Raw genomic sequence first — 26,140 nt, forward strand, 5'->3', positions numbered from 1 at the left:
TACGACATGGACACAATATTCTCAACCGTTGAAGAACTGCTGCAGCCTTCCGAAGCCCTGATAGCAGACATTGCCCGCCTTGATGGCGACATCCTCATTCTCGGCGTGGGCGGTAAAATCGGCCCCAGCCTCGCCAAACTCGCCAAACAAGCCGTAGACGCCTCCGGTGTTCCGCGCCGCGTGATAGGCGTGAGCCGGCTTTCCGAACCCGGCCTCCGCGAAGAGCTGGAAGCCGCCGGCGTGGAAGCCATCGCCGCAGACCTGCTGAACGAAGCCGACCTCGCTTCGCTCCCCGATGCTAAAAACGTGCTCTATCTCGCCGGCACCAAATTCGGTACCACCGGCAAGGAGGCCTTCACCTGGGCCATGAACGCCTACCTCCCCGGACGCGTGGCGGAAAAATACCGGAATTCCAGAATCGTGGTTTATTCCACCGGCAACGTATATCCCTTAGTGCCCGTGTTCTCCGGGGGCGCAGACGAAAACACACCCACCGGCCCCATCGGCGAGTATGCCCAGTCTTCCCTCGGCCGCGAGCGCATTTTCCAGCACTTCTCCCAACAATATGGCACCGAACTGCTCATCTACCGCCTGAACTACGCCAACGACCTCCGGTACGGCGTGCTCCTGGAAATCTGCAAATCCGTGGTGAACGAATCCCCCATCGACCTCCGCATGGGCCACGTTAACGTGATCTGGCAAGGCGATGCAAACGAGTACGCGCTGCGCTCTTTCCTGCACACCTCCCATCCCGCCAAATTTCTCAACATCACCGGACCGGAAACAGCCTCCGTTCGTTGGATCGCGGAAGAATTCGGCAAGCTCGCCGGTAAAACGCCGCAGTTCGTCAACGAAGAATCCGACACCGCGCTCCTCAGCAATGCCGCCGAAAGCTTCCGCCTTTTCGGCTATCCCAAAGTAACCCTCCGCGACATGATCCGCATGACGCTCGAATGGTTCCAGGGAGGCGGCGCTACCATCAAAAAGCCCACCCATTTCCAAACCAGGACCGGTAAATTCTAATTCAAGACCTTTCGTTTGCACAAAATATGGACGCATCCATCAAATCATTACTGTATAGCGGCACCGTAATTCCCGCGCACCCGCTGGCGCTCACCGCTGACCGCCAGCTCGACGAAGCCCGCCAGCGCAGGCTCACCCGGTATTACATCGCATCCGGCGCCGGCGGCGTGGCCGTTGGCGTACACACCACCCAATTCGAGATCCGCTGGCCGCAGTTCAATCTCTACGAACGCGTGCTCCGCCTCGCCGCGGAAGAAATCGATAAAGCGAACCTCGACCGCCCCTTCATCCGCGTGGCCGGTATCGCCGGGCCGACCGAACAGGCCGTCAATGAAGCCCGCATCGCCAGGGACCTCGGCTATCATATCGGGCTCGTGAGCATGGGCGGATTGAAAGATTACTCCGAAGACCAACTCGTGCAGCACGTAGCGGCCGTAGCGGAAGTGATCCCCGTTTTCGGCTTTTATCTCCAACCTTCTGTCGGAGGTCGTATATTGAGCTACGATTGCTGGCGCAAACTGGCGGACATCCCCAACCTGCTCGCCATCAAAACCGCGCCCTTCAACCGATACCAGACGCTGGACGTGTTCCGCGCCGTTTGCCACTCGGAGCGCCGCGATGAGATCGCGATGTACACCGGCAACGACGATAACATCGTGGCCGACCTGCTCACCGTCTACAAAATCCCGGTAAACGGTAAGATTGTAGAAAAACGCTTTGCAGGCGGATTGCTGGGACATTGGTCGGTGTGGACGAGCAAAGTGGTGGAACAGTTCAACGAAATTAAAGCCAATCCGCTGGACGCTGGATTGCTGAGCACCAACATCGCCGTCACCGACATGAACGCCGCGCTGTTTGACCCCTCCCACTCGTTCAAAGGCTCCATCGCGGGGCTGCACGAAGTGTTGAGAAGGCAGGGGCTGATGGAAGGGACCTGGTGCCTCAGCGACCACGAGGTGCTGTCGCCGGGGCAGGCCGAAGAAATCGACCGTGTGATCCGGGAATATCCGGAACTGACCGACGATGCATTCGTGCGCGCCTTCCTTGAAAAAGACAAAATTTAATGCCGATATGCTGAAGGAAAAGATCCGGGAAATCGCCCGCAGTTTGCAGGACAAAGCCGTTGCCACGCGCCGGCACCTGCATGCCCACCCGGAGCTGTCGTTCGAAGAAACGCAAACCGCCGCCTTCGTCGCCTCAAAGCTCGATGCGCTGGGGATTTCGTATACCCGAATGGCCAATACGGGGCTGGTGGCGCTGCTGGAAGGAACGAAAGGCCCATCCGGCCAGGTGATCGCCCTGCGCGCCGACATGGACGCATTGCCGATCACGGAGCTGAACGATGTGCCGTATAAATCGCAAAACCCTGGTGTAATGCACGCCTGCGGGCACGATGTGCATACCACATCGTTACTCGGTGTCGCTGAAATCCTGCTGCAGTTGCGTCATACGTTCGCCGGCACGGTAAAGCTTATTTTCCAGCCGGGTGAGGAAACCATTCCCGGTGGCGCGAGTATGATGATCGCGGAAGGTGTGCTTCGCAACCCGGCACCCGCCCGTATCCTGGGCCAGCACGTGATGCCGGAGCTGCCGGTTGGCAAGATCGGCATGCGGCCCGGGAGGTACATGGCGAGTGCGGATGAAATTTATATCGAAGTTTACGGAAAAGGCGGCCACGGCGCAATGCCGCATACCACGATCGACCCCGTGATCATCGCCAGTCATATGATCCTGGCATTCCAGCAGATCGTGAGCCGCAACGCCGATCCCACGATGCCTTCGGTATTATCCATCGGCAAAGTAATCGCGGACGGCGCGCATAACGTGATTCCCGACAAAGTGATCATCGACGGCACTTTCCGCACGCTGGACGAAACCTGGCGCTTCGACGCGCATGAGCGCATCCGCCGGATGGCGAAATCCATTGCAGAAAGCATGGGGGGCAGCTGCAAGGTGGATATCCGTGTAGGTTACCCGGTGCTGATCAACCACGAAGAACTGACGGCCGAAGTGCGCGCGCTGACAGAAGAATACATGGGCGCGGAAAACGTTGTAACGCTTCCTGTCTGGATGGCCGCGGAAGATTTTGCCTCTTACTCCCAGGTATCCGACGCTTGCTTCTACCGGCTCGGCGTCGGCAATGCAGAACGCGGCATAACCTCGGGACTGCATACCGCTACTTTCGACGCCGACGAGCAATCGCTCGAAATCGGGGCCGGACTGATGGCTTGGCTGGCGCTACGTTCGCTGGGCGCATCCTGACGTTAAAAAATTCTATAAAAGAAACCGGCTGCACTCATTATGCAACCGGTTTTTCTTTTTACAGGTACACACAAACCAGTAAGACCTTGCATTAAAGAAAATCCGGAACGGAAATAGTTATAAGCCGTTAAATAAATCGCTGAGGGAGATACCCAGTTGTTTGACAATGGCGCTAAGGGTACTGATGGACACATTGACCTGTCCTGTATCGATCCTGTTGATCTGGGCATGACCGATACCCGCACGATCCGCGAACTCACGATTGCTCATGCCCGATTGTTCGCGCAGCTGCTTGAACCGCGCGCCCAGGGCTTTTAGCAATTTATCGTCACGGATTTCATCCATCCGGCCAAATTGAAGAAAAGCAGAAAATATATTGACCTCGTATGTGAGGCTGGCTGCATTTTTTCACCTATATTGCCTTAAATAATACGCCGAACATCTCCTGGCATCAATCGAGAATCGCGTCTGCCATGGCGGCGCGCAATGTTTACCCAAATCATGCATATGGAAACGGATCCCTCCACGCAATTGAAAATCTACCTGGAAGAATTCATCGGGCGCCTGGCGGAAGATGGCATCACGCATGTAGCCATTAGTATAACCGGCCCTCTTACCCTGTTTCAATCGCAACTGCCGCGCGAAGTGATTGCCGCCGGAGAAAGCATGTACGTCATCCAGCATTATCAACCCGGGACCATCATCCCGGCGGACATTATGCTCCGTCACGACGACGCTCCTTCCTGATACCCTATGCAAAGCTATCTCCGCTCCCGCGGAAATCTGCTGGCTTTCTATCCATCATTCCAGTAAACACATAAAAGAACCCGGCCGGCAATTCCGGAGCTATACGTTCAGGTAATTCATTTCTACTCTGGAAATGGTTCCTACAGGCAGGCGAACTCGATTTTCCTGGCGATATCCTGCGTAGGGTTAGGGCAAAAGAAAGCCGGGCAAGATTGCCCGGCGCTCTCAGTTTTTTTGGAAACTATTTTGTGCCAAATAATGATAATGGAACGAAGATAGGCGGTTTGCGCCGCCGGACTGCTGGTCATTAACCCATCATGCCGCTATTCCCCCGCAACATAAGGCTGCATGTAGGCATAGCGATCCGTTAGCTTCCCATGCGCCGCGATAGTTGCCTTGGTGATCATCTCGCTTCCGCCGTTCACGAGGTCGTCGAACACATATTTCATGAGATGGTCGCCGAAGAACTGCGAGGCATCACGCGGAAGTTCGTTTGGCAGGTTGCCGACGCACATCATGGTGACGCTTTCCGGGTCGTAGGGCGCGGTCTTTTCCCGGCTTTGCCGGTGTACGCCGTACACGGGTTGCTCGATGGTGCCGTCACCGAGGTTGCAGGGCACGGAGCCGCCTTTGTCGTCGGTGATATCCGCGATTACCTGGATGCGGAAATTCTCCTTCGCCAGGTCCTCCCAGGTGAACAGGGGGGCAATATCCTGCTCCCAATAGATTCCGTTCATGAGGATGTCGGAACAGGTAACGTAAGGCAGGAATTTGCAGTCGTAATGTTCGGGATGGTTATGGAAATCCTCGCGGCTGTAGGTTTTGTCGGACCGCCGGAGATATAGCTCCCCTGCTTTGAGCTGGGTGTATACGGGATAGGCATATTCGTTGATCAGGAACTCTTCTGGCGGGATGTATTTGATGCCCAGGAGCCCCATCACTTCGAGGATGCCCGCCGTCACGCGGCCGGAGCCGGTAGCCACGATCTTTACGGGCGGCAGTTTGACGCCGAAGTAATGCGTGATCAGTTCCTGGAAATCGTGGCATTCATGGACGCGCTTGAAATTAAAAAGCCCTGTCCGCCGTCCGAATTCCAGCAAGCCGTTATGTGCTCCTACCACGCCGGCGAAGAAACCGAAACCGAGGATACGCTGCCCGTCGGGATGCACGAGGCATTCGTAGTCGATAAGGGTGATCTTGCGTTCCAGGATGGTTCGCAGCATTTCGCGGTTCTGCGGCTGGAGTTTTTTGGTGTGGGAGAAGAAAAGATATGTTTTACCGGGGATCAGCCGTTCAACGGGCACTTCTTTAATGCCCAGCAGGATGTCGCACTGCGAGAGGTCTTCCGCGAGGCGGATACCGGCTGTGCTGTATTCGTCGTCCTTGAAAGCGCGGTGCGGCGATGGTTGCACGGTGATCTGCACGGTGGGGTAATGGGAAAGGATCCACTGGCATTGCTGCGGAGTGAATGCCACGCGGTTATCTTGTGGAGTTTTTTCCTCCCGGATCAGGCCGATGTGTAAGGAAGTCATGATTGTTTGAGGTGTTAGGATCGAATGCTGCAACATTACTGTAAATTTGCTTTTTAGCAAAATCAGATGGAGGTAATGAAACGATTCGACGGCTTGCTGGCCCCCGGGGAAAAATACATTTTGCCCGAAATTTTCCAGCAGGAGATGCTGGAACTGAATAGCCAGCTGTTTGCCCTGGAACATAGCGGCGACGAAAACGCCGTTCTGCAACTCGGCCGCAGGATTTCTCAATGGATGGAGCTCCTGCTCCGGGAAGCGGAACCCGCGCTGGAAGCCTTCTCCGGGGGAAAGGCATCCCCCGGGCAACTCGAACTGCTGAAAGAATGCCAGGCAAAACTGAAATATTTATTGCGGATTCAACAAAGAATTTCTACATTTGCAACCCGCGATGAGGCCTGACGGCCAGATCGCATGCCCAGATGGCGGAATTGGTAGACGCGCTAGACTCAAAATCTTGTTTCGGCAACGGAGTGCAGGTTCGATTCCTGTTCTGGGCACAAGAAAAAAACCTGCTTCATCAGCAGGTTTTTCTTTTTATATGAATGTCGTTATTTCCGTTTCCCCGGGCCAGCATTCTTCCCCTTCCCGGCCGGCGCACCTTTCTGCGGAACACTTCCTTTCTTTCCCGGCTTACCGGTAGCTTTACCCGGCTTCGGTGTAACATCTTTAGCCGGATGTTTCCCGGCTTTCGTTTTATGATCCGGCTTACCTGGTTTCACCGAACGAGCCCTCTCCGCCGGCTTACCCGGCTTCGATGTAGGATCTTTTGCCGAAGGCTTCCCGGACGTCGGCTTATGCTCCGGTTTCACCGAGCGGTCCCTTGCCGACGCTTTACCACCTTTCGCTCTAAACTCCTTCCAGGTTGATTTGCGCGATGAACGTGGCTTTTCTTCCCGCGGTTCGGGCGCTGCTTCCGTTTCAGGGCGCTTGCGAACGGGAATATATTCCGTGCGCTTCTTCGCCGCGGGCGCCGCGCTCCCGTCCTGGCCCGATTCGGAAATACTTTCTTTCAATGTGGCCAATTCCGTTTCGGTGAGATGCCGCCACTTCCCTACCGGCAGCTTATCCAGACGGACGTTCATAATCCTAACCCGTTGCAAGCCCGTCACCGCATAACCCAGATACTCGCACATCCGGCGGATCTGGCGGTTCAGCCCTTGCGTCAGTGTGATCCGGAATGTCTGGCGGCCCGTCATTTGCACCTTGCAGGGCAATGTATAGGTATCCAGGATCGGCACGCCCTGCGACATCTGCTGGATAAACGCCGTATTGATCGGCTTGTTGACCCGGACGATATACTCTTTCTCGTGGTGATTGGCGGCGCGGAGGATCTTATTGATGATGTCTCCGTCGTTCGTAAGAAATATCAACCCCTCGGAATCTTTATCGAGCCGGCCGATCGGGAATATCCTTTGCGGATACCCCACAAAACTGATGATATTATCCTTGATGTGCAATTCCGTGGTGGTAGTGATGCCCACCGGCTTGTTCAGCGCCAGGTACACCCGTTTCTCCTTTTTGGCCGCCGTGATCAGGCTGCCGTCTACCTCCACCGTATCGCCGGGCTTGTAGCGGTTCCCGAGTGTCGCCGGTTTATCATTTAATAAAACACGGCCCTGCGTAATGAGGTCGTCCGCCGCACGGCGGGAACAATACCCGGTGTCGCTGATAAACTTATTTAAACTGATTGATTCGTCCAATGATTAGCGTTTTACGTAACTCGTCCGGCAGGTGCGCCGTCCGGATGCAAAGGTCGGGAATTGGACGGACAATAATCACCCTCTTACGGGCGGATATAAAACGTTTGGCTGAATGCCCCGTTCGCCGCCACGTCCCACGCTTCTACCCGCACCCATTTCCGGCCGGCGAGCTGCGGGCTGAGATTGAATTGCTTCTCCCCGAACGCTTCCGTTTCCGACAGATCCACCCGCTCCCGGTACACCTTCTCGCCGTCTCCCGATATGATCTCCACAAATTGCATGGGGAAGGTCCAGCTGAGGGTGAGCGCCACGTCCGCCGTGCCGCCTGCCGGCAACTGGAACGTTTCGCCGGAGGATTTGCCGTTAATCTTCAGTGCATGCATGAGCACCTCGCCGGTAGTGCTGAAAAACCGGCCATGCTGCATCGCGTCGAGAATGGGCAGCCAGGAATCTTTGTACGCCGGTATTTTGTCCAGCATCAGGTAATTGACGTTCATATGGGCGTACATTTCGTTCTCCTGCGTGATGGTGAAGAGATCCGCCTCGGCGATGACCGTCTTCCTGGCCCCCCAGTTATTCATGTCATCCATCAAATCCAACACGCGCTTGCCCAGACGCGGCTCCGACAGGTCGGCGGGCATCGCTTTCCACGCCGCGCCCATAAAACGGTCCGACAAAAAGAAGGTTTCGTGGTTGTAGATATCCGGGGTGTTGACGGACCCCTTCGTCCGCGGATGCGCCGTCCAGGCCAGGCCTTTCTCGTCCTTCAGCAATTGCAGCATTTCCTGTTTGTTCCCGACGTGATATACTTTCCCATAACCCGGCTTTTCTTCCACATAAGGCGTTTGCCCGTTGCGCGACATCACCCAGTACACCGGCCGCGGGAAAATATTCAGCCAGTGCCCGCCGAAAAATTCGTTCGGTTCCTCGCCGGGCAGCAGCAGGAACTCCCGGTCCGATTGCTTTTCGCAAAGCTCGAACAACGCTTTCAGCTGCGGCAGGCGCTTGTCGTCCGGCCCCCGGGGATCGGCGGTGTAATGGAATTCCGCGAGATGCACGATGTCGACACCCAGCTGCTTGAACACGTCCACGAATTCAGGCTTCTCCGGCACGGGGTTGCCCGCCATCATCACTTTCATCACGAATTCGTTATGGAAGTGGCTCGACATGGTTTTGTATCCCGGGATCTTCACGTAAGTATCGTTGTGTGTAAACCGTTTAACAGCCGCGAACGTTTCGGCATTCCCTTCCACCCCGAGCAGGCAGAAGAAATTCATCCGCTGTTCCGTTCCGGGAGGCGCATTGAACCAGGGCACGAAGCGCTTGTCGCCCTGCAGTTCCTGCCGGATGCCGATCCCCTGGCCTTTCACCAGGCCCCGGTAGTTGTTGCCGTACCAGGTAAACCGGAGATTGAACGCTTCATCCAGCGGGTAAAAGTACTGGTGCGGCGGCGGGAACACGGCGATGGCTCCCTGCTGCCCGGCGGCGGCGATGGCGCGGTATTTCACGGGTACATTGCGCGCGGTGTCACGGGCGGGGAACGGTGAAGCCACCAGGCTGTCGCCCGTATTGATCCAGGCGATCTGCTGCCAGGCTTCTGACCGGGTAAACAAACCCGCGTCGAAAACGATGGCCTTGGCATCGGCCTCCGTAGCAATAACGGCCGCCACATTGAAAAGTGGGCTGCCATGGTAGAAAGTAATTTCCAGCCGGCCGCGGAAGGTTTCCGTGGCCACCGGCCCGATGGTTACCACCGTGCGGCTGCCTTCCGTTTTCAGGGAGGCGTCCGTTTTCCCGACGGACAGCAAATAAGTTTGATACGGCCGGTTGGGGACTTTATCGAAGAAGATATTCCAGCGGTTTTGAGAAAGGAGATCGCGCCGCCCTACGGTCACCACAAAGGCGGGATCCACTGCCGCCGCGATCCGCTTGCCCGCCAGGGAGATTTCACTGAACAGGGGTTTGCCGGGCGTGAGATCGAAAACAACTTTGCCGGTCCCCGCGCTCCCGGCTGGCCAGGTTACCTCCATCGAACGATCGTTCGTGGAAGGGACAGGTTTCGCATGTGCGGACGACAATAACAATGCCGCGAATATGGACCAGACGATTTTCATGACGTGGATTTTGGTCCTTCAAAATACATCATCCCGCAGGTGCGGCGTTAGTCGATCCGTTTCTAAATCTCGTTTATTTGTTTCAGCGAACACTGGGTGCGAACGACGTCATGATCCCCGATGTCATAGAAGTAACACTGGTGCGCCGTTCCGCGATCCGGCAGGAAGACCTGTCGGACGAAACGGTCACCTACCCCGTTCCGGGCCTCGATTATCCCAACGATCCGACCCATAAAGACCTGCCTCTCGCATTTGCCTGACGGCGTTTCAAGGCAAAATGTACCTGACGACCTGCTGGGATGATCCGCGCAGGCCATCAGGTTTTTGCAATGACCATAATATCAGAGATAAAGATAATAGGGGTACAACAGCTTCGCCATATCGCCCGTGTATTCATGATCCATATCCTGGAGGATCAGTATTTCCGGCTCCATTTCCTTCGGCCCATCACCAAAAATCCCCACCTTCCTGAACGGATAGTCGGAGGCTGTTCTGTGCACATGCAACAATTCATGCGGGTAATAACCTTCGCTTTCCGCCAGTTCCTGGAAGACTTGAAATTCCTCCCGTGGCAGCATTACGGAAAATTTGCCGCCGGGTTGCATCAGGCGCGCGATGGCGTCGAGCAGATCTTCGTAGGTCAGCGTGGTGGTGTGCATGGCGGCTGTCCGGCGTTCGTCGTTGCCTTTCAGGTTTTTCCGGAAGAACGGGGGTTGGAGATGATGAAATCGTACCGGTCCTCGAATTTGAAAGTGCGGATATCGCCTTCGGCCAGCCAGAGGCGGGTAGCCCAGGGGGAGGATCCGAAATTGACCATCCCTTGCCTTGCGGACGCAGGGTCCAGCTCTACGGCGTGGATGATGCTGGTGGTTTGCTGTGCGAGCATCAGGCCCAGGAGACCTGTTCCCGCGCCAATGTCCAGGATGCGTTCGGGGTGGGGTGAGGATTGCAGGTGCCGCGCCGTCCAGGCGCCCTGGATGCATGCATCCGTACAAACTTTCATGGCGCTGTCGCCTTGTTCTACTCTGAACTGTTTGAATTGAAACCAGGAATTACTCATAAAACATAATTCAAAATGCCGCACGGGCAGTGGGTACAATGTCCGCCGGGCTAAAGTCACCGGCGAGATACTTAAAATGCGCTGTCATAGCGATCATGGCAGCGTTGTCTGTACAAAACTGAAATTGGGGAATGTAGACTTTGTAACCGTGTTTTTGCCCCAGTTCTTCCAGGGCGTTACGGAGGCCGGAGTTGGCGCTTACGCCGCCGGCGATGCAGATTTCCGTGATACCTGTTTCCTGCGCAGCTTTCACCAACTTGTTGGTGAGGATCGTGACGATCCGGTGCTGGATGGAGGCGCAAATATCCGCCAGGTGGTTGTCCACGAAAGCGGGGTCTTTGGCTTTGTTTTCCTGCAGGAAGTAAAGGATGGACGTTTTGAGGCCCGAGAAGCTGAAATTCAGCCCGGGAATCTGCGGTTCGGGGAATCGGTAGGCTTTGGGGTTGCCTTCTTTAGCGTATTTATCAATCAGTGGTCCGCCGGGGTACGGCAGGCCGAGTAGTTTCGCGGATTTATCGAATGCTTCGCCGGCGGCATCGTCGAGGGTTTCGCCGATAACGGTCATCTGCAAAGGCCCGTCGACCCTTACAATCTGCGTATGCCCGCCGGAAACGGTTAGGCAGAGGCAGGGAAAGGAAGGTTTGGGATCGTCGATGAAGTTGGCGAGCACGTGCGCCTGCATATGGTGGACGGCGATCAGCGGCAGGTCGAGCGCCAGGGCCATGGATTTGGCGAAGCTGCTGCCCACCAGCAGGGAGCCAATGAGGCCGGGGCTTTGGGTAAAGGCGATGGCGCTGAGGTCCGCCGGCTGCATACCGGCCTTTTTCAGCGCAAGATCTACCACGGGAACGATGTTTTCCTGGTGGGCGCGCGAGGCCAGTTCGGGCACCACGCCACCGTATTGTTCGTGAACAGCTTGTCCGGCGATGACGTTGGACAGTACCTTCCCGTCGGAGATAACGGCAGCGCTGGTATCGTCGCAAGAGGATTCTATGGCAAGTATGTTTACCGACATAAGTCCGCGAATTTAAGGGAAAGCATCGAAAAAAAATGAGGGGTTGCCGGCGGAATTCGTTAACGAACCATTTCCGCCGGCAAAATATTATTTGTTTTGGGCCAGCTGGCTGCCGAAAACCGTTTTGAGCAGTTCGGTCACGCGGGCTGCGGGATCCTTCCGGATTTTTTGCTCCTCCACCCCTACTTCATGGAAGATGCCGTTGATGGCGCGCTCGGTGACGTAAGCTGTGAGATCCGTGTTGACAGGTGTTTTGGAGAATTTGTTATAGACGGAAAAAACATCCGCCCAATATTTTGTGGCGTCCACTTTTTTCAGGGCGTTGTTGATAACGGGGCTGAAAGCGGTGGTGAGGGCGGCGGTGGTTCTTTGTTTGAAATAGTCGGTAGCCGCGAAATCGCCACCCCGGAGGATGCCGATGGCATCGGTGATGGTCATTTGCTTGATGGCGTTGACGAAGATGGGTGCGGCGGATTTGGCGGCTTCTTCCGCCCCGCGGTTCATCGCGAGGATGGCTTTATCCACTACGCCGCCCATGCCGAGACTGCGGAGGGTGGATTCCACCTTCTGCGCTTCTGGGGGCATGAGGATCTTGAGCATGGCGTTGGTGAAGAATCCGTTGGGCGCCGAAAGGCGGCTGGCAGAATTTTGAGCGCCGATAGTGAGGGCTTCTTTAAGACCGGAAGCGATCTGGAAGCTGTTCGGCTGGCCGGTGGACGCTGGCAGGGTACTGAGGATCTGCTGCGTGGTTTCGCAGCCGGAAAGCATGGTTACGCATAGGGCGCCGGCAAGGAATATGTGTTTCATGTAGCTGTTGAATTGGGTGCAAAGATATTAATGGAAGGCAATACATGTGCCATGGTTGCACTCAAACATGTATGTGTTTCATAACGAATGGCTTGTGGTATTTCCTTTTTGGTTATATTCGGTGAAACAGCAGTTGAAAGGACGTTGTTTTTACAGTTGCCCCTGGTTTGTTGAACGCCCGTTTTGAATCCCGAAGAACCAATTTTATTACCCTAAATTCAATTCAAATGACCGAATCACCTCAAAATCGACTATCGGCCAGTATGGCTGAAAAGGACTTACAGTCCGTTAAAAAATCGTTGGCAGAACTAACCAAATCCATGCCGTTTCTGATTGGATTAAATGCCTTGGAAAAGAAAAGGCTTACTAAAATCAACACATCCAATAAAGTATTTGTAGAGGACATCATTAAGACTTTCGATTTGAACAAATCCATTATTCCGAATTTCATTTCTCAAGATGAAATCGCGAAGGATTTGACATTATTTCATCAATTGGATGAAATTGAATTTCAGTTATCTGAAATACTGGAGAAGGTCAGATGTACAAGAAAGCTGGCAGGATCAGAAGCTTACGGTGCGGCCCTGATGATATATCAGCTAATTAAAACAGCAACAAAGGCCGGTGTGCCAGGAGCCGCCGCGAGTTTTGAATTATTAAAAGATAGATTTAGTGCTTCTACCGGGCGACCTAAGAAGGAAAATCCGGCTCCGGTTCAACAAGATCAATTGTAGTTCATTTTAACAATAAAGCCAGGGGGAATCGTTCTTACCTATGCCGCTTTTAGAGTAATCCGATCCATAGAAAAAAAGAAACTTCACTCCATCATTACATCCATACCCGCATTAAACATAAACTTGTCTATTGACGTCTATTATTCAGCTCTTACTATAATAAAAGCATCCCGTCGCCCCATTAATGCATCCCCGGGATAGGAAAATGCATCGCCACACCCCATTCATGCGTCCCCGGGATAGGAAAATGCATCGCCGCACCCCATTCATCCATCCCCGGGATAGGAAAATGCAACGCCGCACCCCATTTATCCATCCCCGGGATAGGAAAATGCATCGCCACACCCCATTAATGCGTCCCCGGGATAGGAAAATGCATCGCCGCACCCCATTTATCCATCCCCGGGATAGGAAAATGCAACGCCGCACCCCATTTATCCATCCCCGGGATAGGAAAATGCATCGCCACACCCCATTAATGCGTCCCCGGGATAGGAAAATGCATCGCCGCACCCCATTTATCCATCCCCGGAATAGGAAAATGCATCGCCGCACCCCATTCATCCATCCCCGGGATAGGAAAATGCAACGCCGCACCCCATTTATCCATCCCCGGGATAGGAAAATGCGTCGCCGCACCCCATTCATCCATCCCCGGGATAGAAAAATGCACCCTGTGATCCAGTTTTCGCCATTTACCAGACTTAAAACTGTATAGATCCTGATGCGCCGCTTACCTACTACCACGCAACAGGCAAAGCCATACCACCGCCATGGCATATCACGTCAAATTACAATTGGGATGATACTGTGAAATTGCCGTGTTTACGGCTTTAGTTACTCCGGATCGCCACCACCGGGTCCATCTTGCTGGCGCTCCACGCCGGGATGAATCCTGCGATGATGCCCACTATCCCGGAAATCGAGAATCCCAGGATGATGTTCCCTACCGAAAGGCCGATCTGGAACGTACTGAACATATTTTTGGCGATCAATGCGCCGCCGTATACGATCAGCAAGCCCAATCCGCCTCCCACCATGCATAAGATCATGGATTCGATGAGGAATTCGGTGAGTATAACGCCCGGGCGGGCGCCGATGGCCTTCTTCAGGCCGATGATATTCGTTCTTTCCTTCACGGTCACGAACATGATGTTGGCGATACCGAAACCGCCCACCAGCAACGCGAAGGCCGCGATCATCCAGCCGCCGGCGTTGATGTAGGTGAACAAAGTCGTTAGTTCCCCCTGCACCGTCGTGATCTCGTTCAGCGCAAAATCGTTGGTTTGCGCGGGTTTCAGGCGGCGGATGGCCCGCATCACGCCGGTGAGATCGTCCTTCAGCTGCGCCGTCGGGATCCCGTCGGCCGCACGCACCAGGATCGTGGTGTTCGTATTCCAATGGCGTTCGTCCACGATCGTGCGGGCATGGAGATAATTCATCAGCACGCAATCATCATTTAATACGCCGCCGATCAGGCTTTCCCCCTTCCTTTTCAGCACCCCGATCACCCGGCATTTGCGGTCAGATACCCTAATCTCTTTCCCTATCGCCAGTTCCGCGTTGCCAAAGAGGCCCTCGGCGATGTTCCAGCCAAGCACCACGGCATTGGAACCGCTGTTGAATTCAGAAGGGCCGAAATACCTTCCGGCCGCCAGCTCGATGGTCTGCATCTTATCCAGCTCCGAAGAAGTGGCGATCAATATGACCTGATCCATATAATCCGAACCGTACTCCACTTTCCGGCCGTTGGTGGAGAAGGTGAAGGTCACCGCGTCGGCGGAACCTACTTTCTCGCGGATCTGCCGCACTTCCTGAAACTTAGGCTGCGGCCGGTTGACGTACTGCCACCATTCGCCGCCGCCGTCCCAGGGCCACTTCTCTACATAGATAACATTGGTTCCCAGGGAATTAAGATCTTTCCGGATCGACGATTCCATGCTGTCGGTAACCGTCAGCACCGCGATGATGCAGAAGATACCGATCGTGATGCCCAGGAGCGACAGGAAAGTACGCAGCTTGTTCACCCGCAGTTCCTGCAGGGCCATTTTCAAACTGTTCCATAAGATCTTGAGGGAAGATAGCATAAACCAAAAATAACATATAAACCAATGCCAAACGCGCGGGACACGCTCCTTTTTCCCGGAAAAATGTACCTTTGCTGCCATTTGCAAAACGATGAAGTATATCAACGAGATTAATAAAAGGAAGACATTCGCCATCATCGCCCACCCGGATGCCGGTAAAACCACGCTCACGGAGAAGTTTCTCCTGTTCGGCGGCGCCATTCAGACGGCCGGCGCGGTGAAATCCAACAAAATCAAGAAACACACCACCTCCGACTTCATGGAGATCGAACGGCAGCGCGGTATCTCCGTGGCTACCTCCGTGATGACCTTCGAATACCGCGATATCCTCATCAACCTCCTGGATACCCCTGGTCACAAGGACTTCGCCGAAGACACCTACCGCACCCTCACGGCGGTTGACAGTGTCGTGCTGGTGATCGACTGCGTGAAGGGCGTGGAGGAACAAACGAAAAAACTCATGGAAGTCTGCCGCATGCGCGACACCCCCGTGATCATTTTCGTCAATAAACTCGACCGCGACGGTAAAAACCCTTTCGACCTCCTCGACGAGCTGGAAGAGCTGCTCAACATCCGGGTACGCCCGCTGAGCTGGCCTATCAATATGGGGAAAGACTTTAAAGGAGTTTACAACCTATACGACAAGAGCTTCGTGTCTTTCGCGGCCAACCGCAAGGCAACCGATGACGATATCGTTCCCATGGCAGACATGTCGGACCCCAGGATCGACGAGCTTTTCAATACCACCGACGCGGCCCAGCTGCGCAACGACGTGGAGCTGATCGAGGGTGTTTATGATGAATTCGACGCACAGCCGTACCTCGAAGGGAAACTGGCGCCCGTTTTCTTCGGTTCCGCGGTGAATAACTTCGGGGTGAAGGATCTGCTCGACACGTTCGTGGACATCGCTCCCACCCCGCGCGACCGCGAGGCCAGCACCCGCGTGGTGAAACCGACGGAAGACAAGTTTTCCGGCTTCATTTTCAAGATACACGCCAACCTCGATCCCCGCCACCGCGACCGTATCGCCTTTTTGCGCGTATGTTCCGGCCGTTTCGAGCGGAATAAATATTTCCATCATGTGCGCCTCGACAAAGACGTGCGTTTCGCGAACCCGTACAGCTTTTTGGCGCGGGAAAAGAACATCGTGGACGACGCCTACCCCGGCGACGTGGTCGGCCTTTTCGATACCGGCAACTTCAAGATCGGCGATACCCTCACGGAAGGTGAAAACTTCTACTATACCGGCATTCCGAGCTTCTCGCCCGAGCTTTTCAAGGAACTGGTGAACAAGGATCCGATGAAGACCAAGCAACTGGAAAAAGGCATTTCGCAGCTCACCGACGAAGGCGTGGCCCAGCTGTTCACGCAGCACAACGGCAACCGCAAGATCATCGGTTGCGTGGGCGATCTCCAGTTCGAAGTGATACAATACCGCCTGTTGCAGGAATATGGCGCTTCCTGCCAGTTCAATACCCTGCCATTCTACAAAGCCTGCTGGATCACCGGCGACAAAAAGAAGCTGGAAGAATTCATCCGCTTCAAGGGCGCCAACGTGGTGCAGGATAAGGACGGGCACCTGGTGTACCTCGCGCAATCGGAATGGTACCTCAATACCGAGCGGGCCAACAACCCTGATATCGAGTTCCATTTCTCCTCCGAAATCCATAAGTAAGTCTTTGCTTGCTCCATATGATATTAAAAGGCGCCGCAACCCGGCGCCTTTTCTATTGCGAGGCAATTGGGGGCATTAAAAAAGGCACCGGGGAACCGGTGCCTTTTTGCGGTACATGTTTTTATGACAACAAAAGAGATATAATCATTAATTACCAAAAACGATGACACCGGATACCCGCGGCCGCGGAGGCAGCGGAATCGGCGGCGGCGGAGGAGGGAACGGGTAGCGCGGCCTTACCACTACAACCCTTTCCGTCCGGCGGTCGTACCGGCGGTAATCATGATGATGATGATGGCCGCGATGCTTGTGTTTGTGCTTGTAATGCCCGCGCCCGCGGCGGTCGTCGTCATCGCAATCGTCGTCTCCACGGCGATAGTCTCTGTCGTAACGGGAATGTTTGTCGTACCGTCCATGTTGTGCCTGGGTAGCATAGGCTGCTCCGAGGAGGAGCACCAAGAGGAGTAGCTTTTTCATAGCCTGCTGGTTTTAGATTGATCTGGTCCTTTATCCCCTTTTGATATTGGCGGCTGCCGGACTTGTACTGTAAAACCAAGAAGTATGCCAATGTAGATATTTCTCCCCAAAGCCGCTCCACTCCTATATTTCGCGATACACAACATATTATATACTTCGTTTTTTTTCATAAAAAAAGACCGTCACGAAAGACGGTCTTTTACTTTTTCTATTTGGACTTGATTGGGGGCGTTGTAATGTGCTTACTATTACGCAACCATCGTGCCAAAATATTTTACATGCGGAAACATTTGGAGAATTTTGTACTGCGGTTGCCGCCGGAACTACCGAGGCGGTACATGAAAGTGATGCCGGTAAACGCGTACCAGTCTTTATTCTTATCAGAACCCCTTTGGGCGCCGTCCAGCGGGTAGGCGCCGCCGTGCAGTTCATCACCGCGCCAGGCCATATCCACCGCCAGTTGGCCGCGTTCGGCCAGCAGCGTGTTCTGGTCAATATACGTGGTGCTCACGTCGTCGAGGTAATCAGTGAATGTTGCGCGAAGGCCTACTTCCAGGCCAATCGTGAATTTATCCGATAATAGGTATTTGAAGCCCGCGCCGAACGGGATGGACACCTGCGCAAGGGAATATAAACCACCACGCTCCGGGTACTGCGCCAGCCCCTGCCCTTCGGTACCGAGCTGCCGGAGATAGACGCGGTTGCCGATGCTGTCTTTCGCGGAGGGATTGAAACCAAATACCGCCACGCCGCCAAAAATATATGGGGTAAAACCTTTATCGTCGATATCCAGGATATTCAGTTCCGCGCCAACATGCCCTTCAAAAACCGGGGAGCGGAAGCTGAGGTTCCTGGCTCTGCGGCCGATGCCTTCGCTATCCTTGTCGTCTCCCGCCACGAGCCCGAACGTAGCACCGCCGCGCAGCGTGAGCCAGCGGTTGACGTCGCGTTTCACTTGCAGGCCGATCATGGGACCGATATGCTTGAGATCGATACGTTTCTCCGTGAGATCTCCGTTATAGTTGCTGATCCCGGCGATTCCACCGATGTGCCAGTCCTGTGATTTGGAAACAAAAGGGGCAGCAAGCAATAATACGATGCCGGTGATTTTTTTCAAGGTGAAATGTTTTAAGGAGTTACTGACTAATACAACGACACATACCGGTGAAAAAGTATCCGGTTCCACATACAACCGGGAACGAAATTATACATTTTTTTCCTTTCATTATAATTATACATATGTGATTTTCAACGTTTCCCGCTCCCACTAAGGGTTTATCCCTTATTTTTGCGACGGGTACGGAATTTGAAGCAGCATTGTTTAACCTTTCACCATATAAAACTGTAATACATACGTGAATAACCCTCGCCGGAAGAAGATATTTCGCTGGATCATAGGAATTGTGCTGACGATTATTTTGCTGCCCGTGGTGTTGCTGCTGCTACTGCAGCTGCCGCCAGTACAGCATTTCATGCGCGGAAAAGCCGAATCGTACCTGCAAAAACAGCTGAAAACCAACGTCCGCATCGGCGGGCTGCGGATTTCGTGGTGGAATGCCATTAAGCTGACCGACGTGTACGTCGAAGATACCCGGAAAGATACGTTGCTCTCCAGCGGCGAGCTTTCCGTGCGCTACAACCTCCTTTCCCTCCTGCGCAACGAGCTCAGCGTGCACACCCTGCGTTGGGAAGACGCCGTGGTGAACATTTACCGCCCCATGCAGGACTCCGCTTTTAATTATCAGTTCGTCATCGACGCGTTCAGCACGCCCGGCGCGGCGGAGGACACCCTCATCGATGAGTCGGGCACCACGCTGCGGTATAATATCGGTAACGTGCAACTGGACCGTATATACGTCCGCTTCAACGACAGTCTGGGCGGGATGCTCGCCAATATCCGGCTCAAGAAGCTGGAAGCCCTGCCCGACACGCTGCAGCCGGAGAACGGAATGTATTACCTGCGGAATTTCGATGTGGATGGATTGAACGCCAGCATACGGCAGCTATACCGGCCTGTTATCGACCCGCCTCCCCCACCCATTGCAGATACCGTGGCCGCCGCCTTTAACCTGGGCGCCCGGCAGCTGAATATCCGCAACACCCAATGGTCGTATTCCGACGAAACCAGCGGCCTCGAAACTAACGGCACCCTGGGGCGGCTGGAGCTGCGCAAATTGCGGTTCAGCCTCCTGGAGACGCTGATCGCCGCCGAAGAACTGACGCTGGAGAAAACCGTTGCCACACTGGACATACACCAGGGCCGCGATACCACTGCCGCGCCGCCGGATACCACATCCGCCAATACCTGGCGGGTAGTGGCGGGGCAGGTGAACGTCCGCGAGACGGACTTTGCCATGAACAACTACACGGCGAAGAAACTGGGATATAAAGAAGCGGTGGACTACAATTACATCGGGCTGACCGGCCTCCGGTTGGACGCCGGCGATATATATTACAGCGCCGACAGCACCCTGCTCACCGTCCGCGACGCATCCCTGAAAGAGCAAAGCGGCCTGGAACTGAGGCGCCTCACCGGCAAGGTGCGCTACACCCCGCAGGAAGCGCAGTTGAAAGACTTCATCCTGCAAACAGGCGCCAGCCACATCGCGGCTGATCTGCAGCTGCTCACGCCTTCGTGGGACGCATTGTCGGCCCATCCGGAGCTGATGAAAATAACGGCGGACGTGCGCCCGTCGCAGCTCACGCTCCGGGAGGCGCTGTACTTCGTGCCGGACATGGGCAGCAACCCTTCGATGGCCCCGCTCTGGAAAAAGCGCCTCGATCTGAAGGGAAAGCTCGGCGGTACGCTTGCCAGGATGGAGATCCCCGGCATCGAGGTGAAAGACAACGACCGTAACTACCTCTATATAAAAGGAGACGCCTACCAGGTAACCAATACGGAGAAGGTGGGCGCCGACATCACTACCCTCACGCTACGCACCACCCGGCAGGGCATGCTCTCATGGCTGCCGCCGGGCACACTTCCCGCCAACATGCAATTGCCCGGGCGCCTCGATGTAGACGGCAGCATCCGCGGCGGCATACAGTTGCTGAGGCCCGATCTGGCCATAAAAACCGATATGGGAAACGCGAACATCCGGGGTGAAGTAGCAGATTTCACCGATATGGAAAAGATCCGCTACCAGCTCGCCCTCGACACGCGAAACCTGCAGGCCGGGCGGATATTGGGCGACACCGCCATGGGGAACCTTTCCGGTAAGGTTACAGCCAACGGCAAAGGCACCGATCCGCAGAAAGCTAATATCAAAACCGGCGTCAATATCACATCGTTTACCTACAACCGTTATACTTACCAAAACATCCTGTTGGATGCAACGCTTATCGCCGGCGCTTACGGCGCCAAAGGCAGCATCCGCGACCCCAACGCCGAGGCGCGCTTCGATCTGAAAGGCCGCCTCGACACCCTCCATCCCGACATTGCCCTGCGGGCGGACCTCGACAAGCTGGATCTCATGGCTACCCACTGGACCACCAGCCCCATGTCCGTTAAAACCTGCCTGGAAGCGGAGGTTGCCAACCTCAGACCCCGCCGCCTGGAAGCCTGGGCCATCGTGTCCAAAATACAACTGGCCGACGCGGAGAATCTATATTCCCTCGATTCCATCCAGCTGCGTGCGGGCGTTGTAGAAGGGTTGCAGCGCATCAGTCTCACGGGGCCATTCGGGTTTATCACGGCCAACGGCGATTTCAATTACCAGACATTCGCGACAGACGCCACCAATATGGTAACGCGCCATCTTGAAGCCGCCTCGGCCACCGCGAAAGCAAAGAAAGCGGAAAGCCAGTGGCTGCATTTCAACGGCAGCATCGCCATCCCGAAATCCCTCGCCAAACTGCTCCCCGATCTGGAGCTGCGCCGGCCAGTCACCCTGGAGGGCCGTATGGATACAGACAGCAGCCTGTTGCTCGCCAACATCACCATCCCCGGCATGCGGTACGATTCCTTCCGTGTGGATACACTGATCGCCAACGTCAGCGCCGACAGCAGTAAAATGGCGGCCGACGTGCTCCTCGGCAGGCTGCGGCACCCGCAGATACCCCTGGGCCGGACGCGCGCCGACCTCACGGCGGCCAATGGGCTGCTCGACTGGAACCTCGTGATGGGGCGGCGGGCTTCACCGCGATACCGGTTGGGCGGATTGGTACAATATGGTTTGAAAGACAGTCTGGTTATCTCCCTCAAAAAAGACCTGCTGCTGAACCGGCAGGAATGGGACGTGAGCGGGGATAACAAAGTGCTCATCCTGCACGGAGGCGTCGCCTTTGCCGATATCGGGCTGCAGCGCGGCGCGCAGGAATTGAAAATCACCTCCGCTCCGCTCGCGCAAGGCGCGCTCCTCCCTGACCTCACCGTTTTGTTGAAGGATTTCCGGCTGAGTACCGTGACTTCCCTCATTGAAAAAGATACAGCGCTCGCGGAAGGGATCACGAACGGTACATTTACGGTCAGTGATATTGAAAAAACGCCGCTGGTCGACGGCAACCTGACGATTGACAGTCTTGCCGTGATGGGCGCCTCCCTCGGCCGCCTGGCCGCCACCGCCAAAACCAACGCGGAGATGGCCGTAGCGCTCGACGCCACGCTGAAAGGCCAGGGCAACGACAACGACTTACGCGTAAGCGGCACTTACGCCGACGCCATGGACATCCGGCTGGATATTACTAAATTGAATATGCAGAGCGTCCAGCCGTTTACGTTCGGCAATGTAACGGAGATGAGCGGCCACCTCACCGGCAACGCCACGCTGAAAGGCACGATGGACGATCCGGACATCCTCGGCAATTTCCATTTCGAGAAAGTGGCGGGCAGGATCACGATGATCAACAGCATTATGCGCCTGCCGTCTGAAGACCTGGCGCTCGACCAGACCGGCGTGAAGTTCAACAACTTCGTGATAGCCGACAGTTCGGGCAACGAAGCCGTTATCACCGGCGACATCCGGACAACGGATTATGAAGCATTCAACCTCAACCTCGACCTCACGGCTGAGAACTTCCAGGCGCTGGGGCCGCAGGACCCGAAGAATAAAGACCAGTTTTATTACGGGCCGGCATTTGTGGATGTGACCGCCCAGATCCGGGGGACGCTGGATTTGCCGAGGGTGCAGATGAAGCTGAAGCTCCGGGAAAAATCCATGATCACGGTGATGATCCCCGAAGAAGAACCGGGCATAGCCGACCGGGCGGGCGTAGTGCAGTTCATCGACCCGGCCATGTGGCTGGATACATCGCTCCGTCCCAAACCCGACACGCTCGCCCGCGTTACCGGCCTGAAAGGCTTTGTAGTGAGCGCGGATGTGGAAGTGACGCCCGAATCCACCATGAAACTGATCATCGACCAGTCGAACGGCGACTACCTGGAAGTGAAGGGTACGGCCACGCTCAACCTCACGATGGACCCGTCCAGCAAGATGAGCCTCACGGGGCGTTACGAAATCAATGAAGGAAAATACGCCATGTCGCTCAGCCAGCTGATCAAGCGTGAATTTCAGATCGAGAAAGGCAGCACCATCATCTGGACGGGCGACCCTATGAGCGCCGACGTGGATATTACGGCGCGGTATGAGGTGAACGCGGTAGCGGGGGATCTCGTGCAGGACGCCATGGCCGCCGAAGGTGATAACACCCGGCGCGACCGCTTTCGCCAGAAGGTGCCGGTGTACGTGTTCCTGAAGATCACGGGCGAACTGCTTAAGCCGGCAATCGCTTTCGAGCTGGATATGCCCGAGAAAGACCAGGGTGTGCTCAACGGAGTAGTGTATACCCGCATTAAGCAGATCAACCAGGTGGAATCGGAGCTGAACAAGCAAGTGATGGGCCTGTTGGTGCTGAACCGCTTCATCTCCGACAATCCTTTCGAAAGCCTCAGCAGCGGCGGCAACCCGGCGGAAGACATCGCGCGGAATTCCGTGAGCAAAATCCTCTCTCAACAGCTAAACAACCTGGCGGGAAGTTTGGTAAAAGGAGTAGACATCAACTTCGACCTGGAAAGCCAGAAAGAATATAATGACGCCGGCACCCAGCAGGAAAACACGAACCTCAAGGTTGACGTGTCCAAACGCCTGTTCAACGACCGGCTCACAGTGAGCGTGGGTTCCAACATCGGCATATCAGGCGCGCAAACGCAGGGGCAGGATGCCAGTTCCATCATCGGGGACATGTCCGCCGAATATATGCTCACCGAAGACGGGCGTTACCGCATCCGCGCCTACCAGCGCAACCTCACCGAGGCCGTCATCCAGGGCCAGGTGGTAGAAACCGGGCTGACCTTCATGCTCATCATGGATTACAACGAATTCCGCGAGATACTCGGGAGACAGGCTAAAAAGACCAAGAAGCAAAAACTGAGAGACAAATGACCAACAGCACCATCCGCATCCTCGCCATCGGCCTTATAATACTCTCGGCCTGCTCCACCACCCGCACGGTGCCGGAAGGCGACCGGCTGTATACGGGGCATAGTATTAACTGGAAGCAAAAGAAGAAAGACCGGCCTAAAGATATGTCGACCCTGGAGGCGGGCATGGATGAGCGCGTGCGCCCGTCGCGCAACCGCCGTTTTCTCGGCATGCCCATCAAGCTTTGGTTATATAATTTAGGTAACGAACCTAAGGGCAAGGGGCTCAACCACCTGCTGCGCAATAAGTGGGGTGAGCCGCCGGTGCTCCTCAGCCAGGTGCGGCCCCGCCGTACCACCAACGTGCTCGAAAGCTACCTGGAAGACAACGGGTATTTCCAGGTGATGATCGAAGATTCCATTAAAAATCAAGGCAGGAAGAAAGCGAGCCTCCAGCTGATGGTGGAGCCCAATCACCGATATACGATCCATCGTGTGCGGTTTGACACGGACACGGGCGTTATCAGCAAACTGATTATCCAGATGGCGAGTGGGACTTTGTTAAAACCCGACGATTACTACAGCCTCGACCGGATCAAAGACGAGCGCGAGCGGATTCACAATAACCTGAAGGAAGAAGGGTTTTATTATTTCACACCGGATTATATGATCGTGCAGGTCGACAGTACGCTGAAAGGCCAGGTAGACCTGTATGTAAAAGTGAAACCGGGCACGCCATCGTCTGCCCTCCGGCAATACTGGATGCGTTCCGTGGAAGTGTTCCCGAATTACGACCTCACGCGCGACAGTGCGCTGAAATCGGTTAAGGCGAACGATTACGGCGGATATAAAGTGATAGATCCGGATTCCCTGTTCAAGCCGGTGGTATTCAACCGTTCCGTGTTTTTGCAGGAAGACAGTCTATACCGGATCAGTTCGCATAATATCACGCTACAGCGCCTGGTGAACCTCGGAGCGTTCAAGTTTGTGCGGGGGAGTTTCCGTCCGCTCCGCGACAGTTCCCTGCTAGCGGCGCGTTTTTATCTTACGCCGTATCCGAAGCGGTCGTTGCAGTTCGAGGTAAGCGGCACTTCCAAATCGACGGGTTTTGTGGGTAGCCAGGTAAAAATCTCCGCCCGCAACCGGAACTTGCAAAGGAAGGCGAATATACTGGAAATCAATCTCGGCGGAGGTTTTGAAACGCAGGTAGGCGGAAAGAAAACGACGCTTTCCACCAACGCCTATAGTCTGAACGCAGAAGTGGCGATGACGATGCCGCGCTTCTATACCCCGTTCATACAATTCAATCCCCGGACGCCGTATGTGCCGCGCACGCGGGTGAGTTTGGGGTATGAGTTGCTGCGGAGGCCGAATATGTATACATTGAACGCGATGACAGCGCAGTATGGTTATTTGTGGAAGCAGACGCGTTTCCTCGATCATACATTATACCCTGTTTCGGTCACTTACACCCTGCCTACGGGTCTTTCGAAAGAATTTGAGGAACAACAGGAGCTTGATCCCGCACTAAAGCAGTCCATTTCAAAGCAATTTATTCTCGGCAGCAATTACACCTTGACTTTTAACAACCAGGCGCCAGCGAAGTATCATTCTTTCTTTGGTCAGTTCAACCTGGATTTATCGGGTAACCTGGCGGGCTTGTTCGCGCGAAAGAGCGAGACGGGGGCCAAGGAGATTTTCGGGCAGGATTTCGCGCAGTATATACGCGCGAGCGTGGATGGGCGTCATTATTGGAAGCTGGGCGAAAAGCTGCGCTGGGTGAACCGGTTGTATATGGGTTATGGCTATGCATACGGCCGGTCTGTGGCCAATCCCGATCTGCCGCCAACCCTTCCGTTTATCAAACAGTTCTTCACGGGCGGGAGTAATAGTATCCGCGCATTCAGGGCAAGAACGTTGGGACCGGGTTCCAAACCACCGCCTGAAGATTCTTCCAACTTATTGCTGGCCAATGCGGCGGGTGATATCAAACTGGAATTCAATTCAGAATTAAGATATAAGGTGCAATCGCTGATAGAGCTGGCGGCTTTCGTGGATGCAGGCAATATTTGGCTGGGCAGAGCCCCGGCGGGTGATGAAGCCCAGCAGTTCGCTTTCAACCGGTTTTACAAAGAGATCGCGGTAGGCACCGGTTTAGGTTTACGAATTGATGCTTCTATCCTGCTGATCCGGTTTGATGTGGCATTTCCGCTGCGGCAGCCGGAACCCGGGACCGGCACATTTAAATGGTCGTGGGGAGACATCGATTTCGGAGATGGTGACTGGCGGAAACGGAATCTAATCTTGAATATCGCGATCGGTTATCCGTTCTAAAAAACGAGTTGTTTCACATTTTGCTCCAATCCGTTAGGGCGAATTGACGCTAACCGGGGAATCGCACGATAATAATTATACATATCTTTTCCACATAATATTAACCTTCCGATCAAAACAATCATTTCATTGATTTTCAATGCATATGGATGAATTGCCTTTAATTCATGTAGATTGTTAAATACCCTCAAAATAGCGCCCACAGCGGATTTCAT

The 26,140-nt window shown here is 54.8% G+C and carries 22 protein-coding genes and 1 tRNA gene; 11 read left to right on the top strand and 12 right to left on the bottom strand.

Features of this window, described 5'->3' with window-relative positions; all coding sequences use genetic code 11:
• Positions 1–6 precede the first annotated feature (6 nt).
• The 3 genes from WJU16_RS00565 to WJU16_RS00575 are packed head-to-tail and all read left to right on the top strand — an operon-like array spanning position 7 to position 3,285.
• A complete protein-coding gene (locus WJU16_RS00565; protein WP_341836378.1) occupies positions 7–1,023 on the top strand; it encodes an NAD(P)-dependent oxidoreductase in 1,017 nt (338 codons plus the stop codon).
• 26 nt (positions 1,024–1,049) lie between these two features.
• Entirely contained in the window at positions 1,050–2,087 is a 1,038-nt protein-coding gene (locus tag WJU16_RS00570) for a dihydrodipicolinate synthase family protein (protein WP_341836379.1), read from the top strand.
• Between the two features lie 7 nt (positions 2,088–2,094).
• On the top strand, positions 2,095–3,285 hold the full coding sequence (locus tag WJU16_RS00575) for a M20 family metallopeptidase (RefSeq protein ID WP_341836380.1): 1,191 nt from the start codon (positions 2,095–2,097) through the stop codon (positions 3,283–3,285).
• Positions 3,286–3,402: 117 nt separating this feature from the next.
• Here WJU16_RS00575 and WJU16_RS00580 read toward each other — a convergent pair whose 3' ends face one another.
• Positions 3,403–3,630: a helix-turn-helix domain-containing protein gene (locus WJU16_RS00580; protein ID WP_341836381.1), complete on the bottom strand. Its 228-nt coding sequence runs from the start codon at positions 3,628–3,630 to the stop codon at positions 3,403–3,405.
• Between the two features lie 162 nt (positions 3,631–3,792).
• On the opposite strand from WJU16_RS00580, the gene WJU16_RS00585 reads away from it, so the two are divergent.
• A complete protein-coding gene (locus WJU16_RS00585; protein WP_341836382.1) occupies positions 3,793–4,032 on the top strand; it encodes a hypothetical protein in 240 nt (79 codons plus the stop codon).
• 323 nt (positions 4,033–4,355) lie between these two features.
• Here WJU16_RS00585 and WJU16_RS00590 read toward each other — a convergent pair whose 3' ends face one another.
• Entirely contained in the window at positions 4,356–5,564 is a 1,209-nt protein-coding gene (locus WJU16_RS00590; RefSeq protein WP_341836383.1) for an NAD(P)-dependent oxidoreductase, read from the bottom strand.
• A gap of 75 nt (positions 5,565–5,639) precedes the next feature.
• Between WJU16_RS00590 and WJU16_RS00595 the strand changes: the two genes are divergently transcribed.
• Complete coding sequence (locus WJU16_RS00595) at positions 5,640–5,963, top strand: iron-sulfur cluster co-chaperone HscB C-terminal domain-containing protein (RefSeq protein WP_341836384.1); 324 nt, start codon at positions 5,640–5,642, stop codon at positions 5,961–5,963.
• Positions 5,964–5,977: 14 nt separating this feature from the next.
• Positions 5,978–6,061: transfer RNA gene (locus WJU16_RS00600), tRNA-Leu, on the top strand.
• A 51-nt stretch (positions 6,062–6,112) separates the two neighbouring features.
• Here WJU16_RS00600 and rluF read toward each other — a convergent pair.
• Complete coding sequence (rluF, locus tag WJU16_RS00605) at positions 6,113–7,264, bottom strand: 23S rRNA pseudouridine(2604) synthase RluF (protein ID WP_341836385.1); 1,152 nt, start codon at positions 7,262–7,264, stop codon at positions 6,113–6,115.
• An 83-nt stretch (positions 7,265–7,347) separates the two neighbouring features.
• Positions 7,348–9,378 carry a hypothetical protein gene (locus WJU16_RS00610; protein WP_341836386.1) on the bottom strand — a complete coding sequence of 677 codons (2,031 nt, stop codon included), beginning with the start codon at positions 9,376–9,378 and terminating at the stop codon, positions 7,348–7,350.
• A gap of 77 nt (positions 9,379–9,455) precedes the next feature.
• On the opposite strand from WJU16_RS00610, the gene WJU16_RS00615 reads away from it, so the two are divergent.
• Positions 9,456–9,638, top strand: coding sequence for a hypothetical protein (locus WJU16_RS00615; protein ID WP_341836387.1), 183 nt, complete (start codon positions 9,456–9,458; stop codon positions 9,636–9,638).
• Positions 9,639–9,719: 81 nt separating this feature from the next.
• Here WJU16_RS00615 and WJU16_RS00620 read toward each other — a convergent pair whose 3' ends face one another.
• The 4 genes from WJU16_RS00620 to WJU16_RS00635 form a co-directional block, all read right to left on the bottom strand.
• The gene (locus tag WJU16_RS00620) at positions 9,720–10,037 is read right to left on the bottom strand and encodes a hypothetical protein (RefSeq protein ID WP_341836388.1); all 318 of its coding nucleotides are present in this window, start codon (positions 10,035–10,037) and stop codon (positions 9,720–9,722) included.
• Positions 10,038–10,066: 29 nt separating this feature from the next.
• The gene (locus WJU16_RS00625; RefSeq protein WP_341836389.1) at positions 10,067–10,438 is read right to left on the bottom strand and encodes a methyltransferase; all 372 of its coding nucleotides are present in this window, start codon (positions 10,436–10,438) and stop codon (positions 10,067–10,069) included.
• A gap of 10 nt (positions 10,439–10,448) precedes the next feature.
• Complete coding sequence (gene tsaD / locus WJU16_RS00630; RefSeq protein WP_341836390.1) at positions 10,449–11,453, bottom strand: tRNA (adenosine(37)-N6)-threonylcarbamoyltransferase complex transferase subunit TsaD; 1,005 nt, start codon at positions 11,451–11,453, stop codon at positions 10,449–10,451.
• Positions 11,454–11,540: 87 nt separating this feature from the next.
• A complete protein-coding gene (locus WJU16_RS00635) occupies positions 11,541–12,260 on the bottom strand; it encodes a DUF4197 domain-containing protein (RefSeq protein ID WP_341836391.1) in 720 nt (239 codons plus the stop codon).
• Positions 12,261–12,487: 227 nt separating this feature from the next.
• Here WJU16_RS00635 and WJU16_RS00640 point away from each other — a divergent pair, with 227 nt between their 5' ends.
• Positions 12,488–12,994 (top strand): hypothetical protein, encoded by a 507-nt coding sequence (locus WJU16_RS00640; RefSeq protein WP_341836392.1) that lies wholly within the window; start codon positions 12,488–12,490, stop codon positions 12,992–12,994.
• A gap of 833 nt (positions 12,995–13,827) precedes the next feature.
• Here the strand turns inward: WJU16_RS00640 and WJU16_RS00645 are convergent.
• The gene (locus WJU16_RS00645; protein ID WP_341836393.1) at positions 13,828–15,081 is read right to left on the bottom strand and encodes an ABC transporter permease; all 1,254 of its coding nucleotides are present in this window, start codon (positions 15,079–15,081) and stop codon (positions 13,828–13,830) included.
• A 91-nt stretch (positions 15,082–15,172) separates the two neighbouring features.
• Between WJU16_RS00645 and WJU16_RS00650 the strand changes: the two genes are divergently transcribed.
• Positions 15,173–16,756, top strand: coding sequence for a peptide chain release factor 3 (locus WJU16_RS00650; protein WP_341836394.1), 1,584 nt, complete (start codon positions 15,173–15,175; stop codon positions 16,754–16,756).
• Positions 16,757–16,903: 147 nt separating this feature from the next.
• On the opposite strand, the gene WJU16_RS00655 is transcribed toward WJU16_RS00650, so the two are convergent.
• Positions 16,904–17,233 (bottom strand): hypothetical protein, encoded by a 330-nt coding sequence (locus tag WJU16_RS00655; RefSeq protein WP_341836395.1) that lies wholly within the window; start codon positions 17,231–17,233, stop codon positions 16,904–16,906.
• Between the two features lie 274 nt (positions 17,234–17,507).
• On the bottom strand, positions 17,508–18,350 hold the full coding sequence (locus WJU16_RS00660; RefSeq protein ID WP_341836396.1) for a DUF6089 family protein: 843 nt from the start codon (positions 18,348–18,350) through the stop codon (positions 17,508–17,510).
• 238 nt (positions 18,351–18,588) lie between these two features.
• On the opposite strand from WJU16_RS00660, the gene WJU16_RS00665 reads away from it, so the two are divergent.
• Positions 18,589–23,613, top strand: a complete 5,025-nt coding sequence (locus WJU16_RS00665) for a translocation/assembly module TamB domain-containing protein (protein ID WP_341836397.1) — start codon at positions 18,589–18,591, stop codon at positions 23,611–23,613.
• Positions 23,610–25,925, top strand: a complete 2,316-nt coding sequence (locus WJU16_RS00670) for a BamA/TamA family outer membrane protein (protein ID WP_341836398.1) — start codon at positions 23,610–23,612, stop codon at positions 25,923–25,925. The genes WJU16_RS00665 and WJU16_RS00670 overlap by 4 nt, the downstream gene beginning before the upstream one ends.
• On the opposite strand, the gene WJU16_RS00675 is transcribed toward WJU16_RS00670, so the two are convergent.
• Positions 25,922–26,140 carry a hypothetical protein gene (locus WJU16_RS00675; protein WP_341836399.1) on the bottom strand — a complete coding sequence of 73 codons (219 nt, stop codon included), beginning with the start codon at positions 26,138–26,140 and terminating at the stop codon, positions 25,922–25,924. The two genes, WJU16_RS00670 and WJU16_RS00675, sit on opposite strands and share 4 nt — an antisense overlap.

Origin of the sequence: Chitinophaga pollutisoli (genome assembly GCF_038396755.1) — a bacterium.
In the GTDB taxonomy this organism is placed as follows: Bacteria; Bacteroidota; Bacteroidia; order Chitinophagales; family Chitinophagaceae; genus Chitinophaga; species Chitinophaga pollutisoli.

Excerpts from the sequence above, each read along its gene's own strand:
- WJU16_RS00565 (WP_341836378.1), top strand. The coding sequence starts at position 7 with ATGGACACAATATTCTCAACCGTTGAAGAACTGCTGCAGCCTTCCGAA.
- WJU16_RS00570 (WP_341836379.1), top strand. The coding sequence starts at position 1,050 with ATGGACGCATCCATCAAATCATTACTGTATAGCGGCACCGTAATTCCC.
- WJU16_RS00575 (WP_341836380.1), top strand. The coding sequence starts at position 2,095 with ATGCTGAAGGAAAAGATCCGGGAAATCGCCCGCAGTTTGCAGGACAAA.
- WJU16_RS00580 (WP_341836381.1), bottom strand. The coding sequence starts at position 3,630 with ATGGATGAAATCCGTGACGATAAATTGCTAAAAGCCCTGGGCGCGCGG.
- WJU16_RS00585 (WP_341836382.1), top strand. The coding sequence starts at position 3,793 with ATGGAAACGGATCCCTCCACGCAATTGAAAATCTACCTGGAAGAATTC.
- WJU16_RS00590 (WP_341836383.1), bottom strand. The coding sequence starts at position 5,564 with ATGACTTCCTTACACATCGGCCTGATCCGGGAGGAAAAAACTCCACAA.
- WJU16_RS00595 (WP_341836384.1), top strand. The coding sequence starts at position 5,640 with ATGAAACGATTCGACGGCTTGCTGGCCCCCGGGGAAAAATACATTTTG.
- WJU16_RS00610 (WP_341836386.1), bottom strand. The coding sequence starts at position 9,378 with ATGAAAATCGTCTGGTCCATATTCGCGGCATTGTTATTGTCGTCCGCA.
- WJU16_RS00620 (WP_341836388.1), bottom strand. The coding sequence starts at position 10,037 with ATGCACACCACCACGCTGACCTACGAAGATCTGCTCGACGCCATCGCG.
- WJU16_RS00625 (WP_341836389.1), bottom strand. The coding sequence starts at position 10,438 with ATGAGTAATTCCTGGTTTCAATTCAAACAGTTCAGAGTAGAACAAGGC.
- tsaD (WP_341836390.1), bottom strand. The coding sequence starts at position 11,453 with ATGTCGGTAAACATACTTGCCATAGAATCCTCTTGCGACGATACCAGC.
- WJU16_RS00635 (WP_341836391.1), bottom strand. The coding sequence starts at position 12,260 with ATGAAACACATATTCCTTGCCGGCGCCCTATGCGTAACCATGCTTTCC.
- WJU16_RS00640 (WP_341836392.1), top strand. The coding sequence starts at position 12,488 with ATGACCGAATCACCTCAAAATCGACTATCGGCCAGTATGGCTGAAAAG.
- WJU16_RS00645 (WP_341836393.1), bottom strand. The coding sequence starts at position 15,081 with ATGCTATCTTCCCTCAAGATCTTATGGAACAGTTTGAAAATGGCCCTG.
- WJU16_RS00650 (WP_341836394.1), top strand. The coding sequence starts at position 15,173 with ATGAAGTATATCAACGAGATTAATAAAAGGAAGACATTCGCCATCATC.
- WJU16_RS00655 (WP_341836395.1), bottom strand. The coding sequence starts at position 17,233 with ATGAAAAAGCTACTCCTCTTGGTGCTCCTCCTCGGAGCAGCCTATGCT.
- WJU16_RS00670 (WP_341836398.1), top strand. The coding sequence starts at position 23,610 with ATGACCAACAGCACCATCCGCATCCTCGCCATCGGCCTTATAATACTC.
- WJU16_RS00675 (WP_341836399.1), bottom strand. The coding sequence starts at position 26,140 with ATGAAATCCGCTGTGGGCGCTATTTTGAGGGTATTTAACAATCTACAT.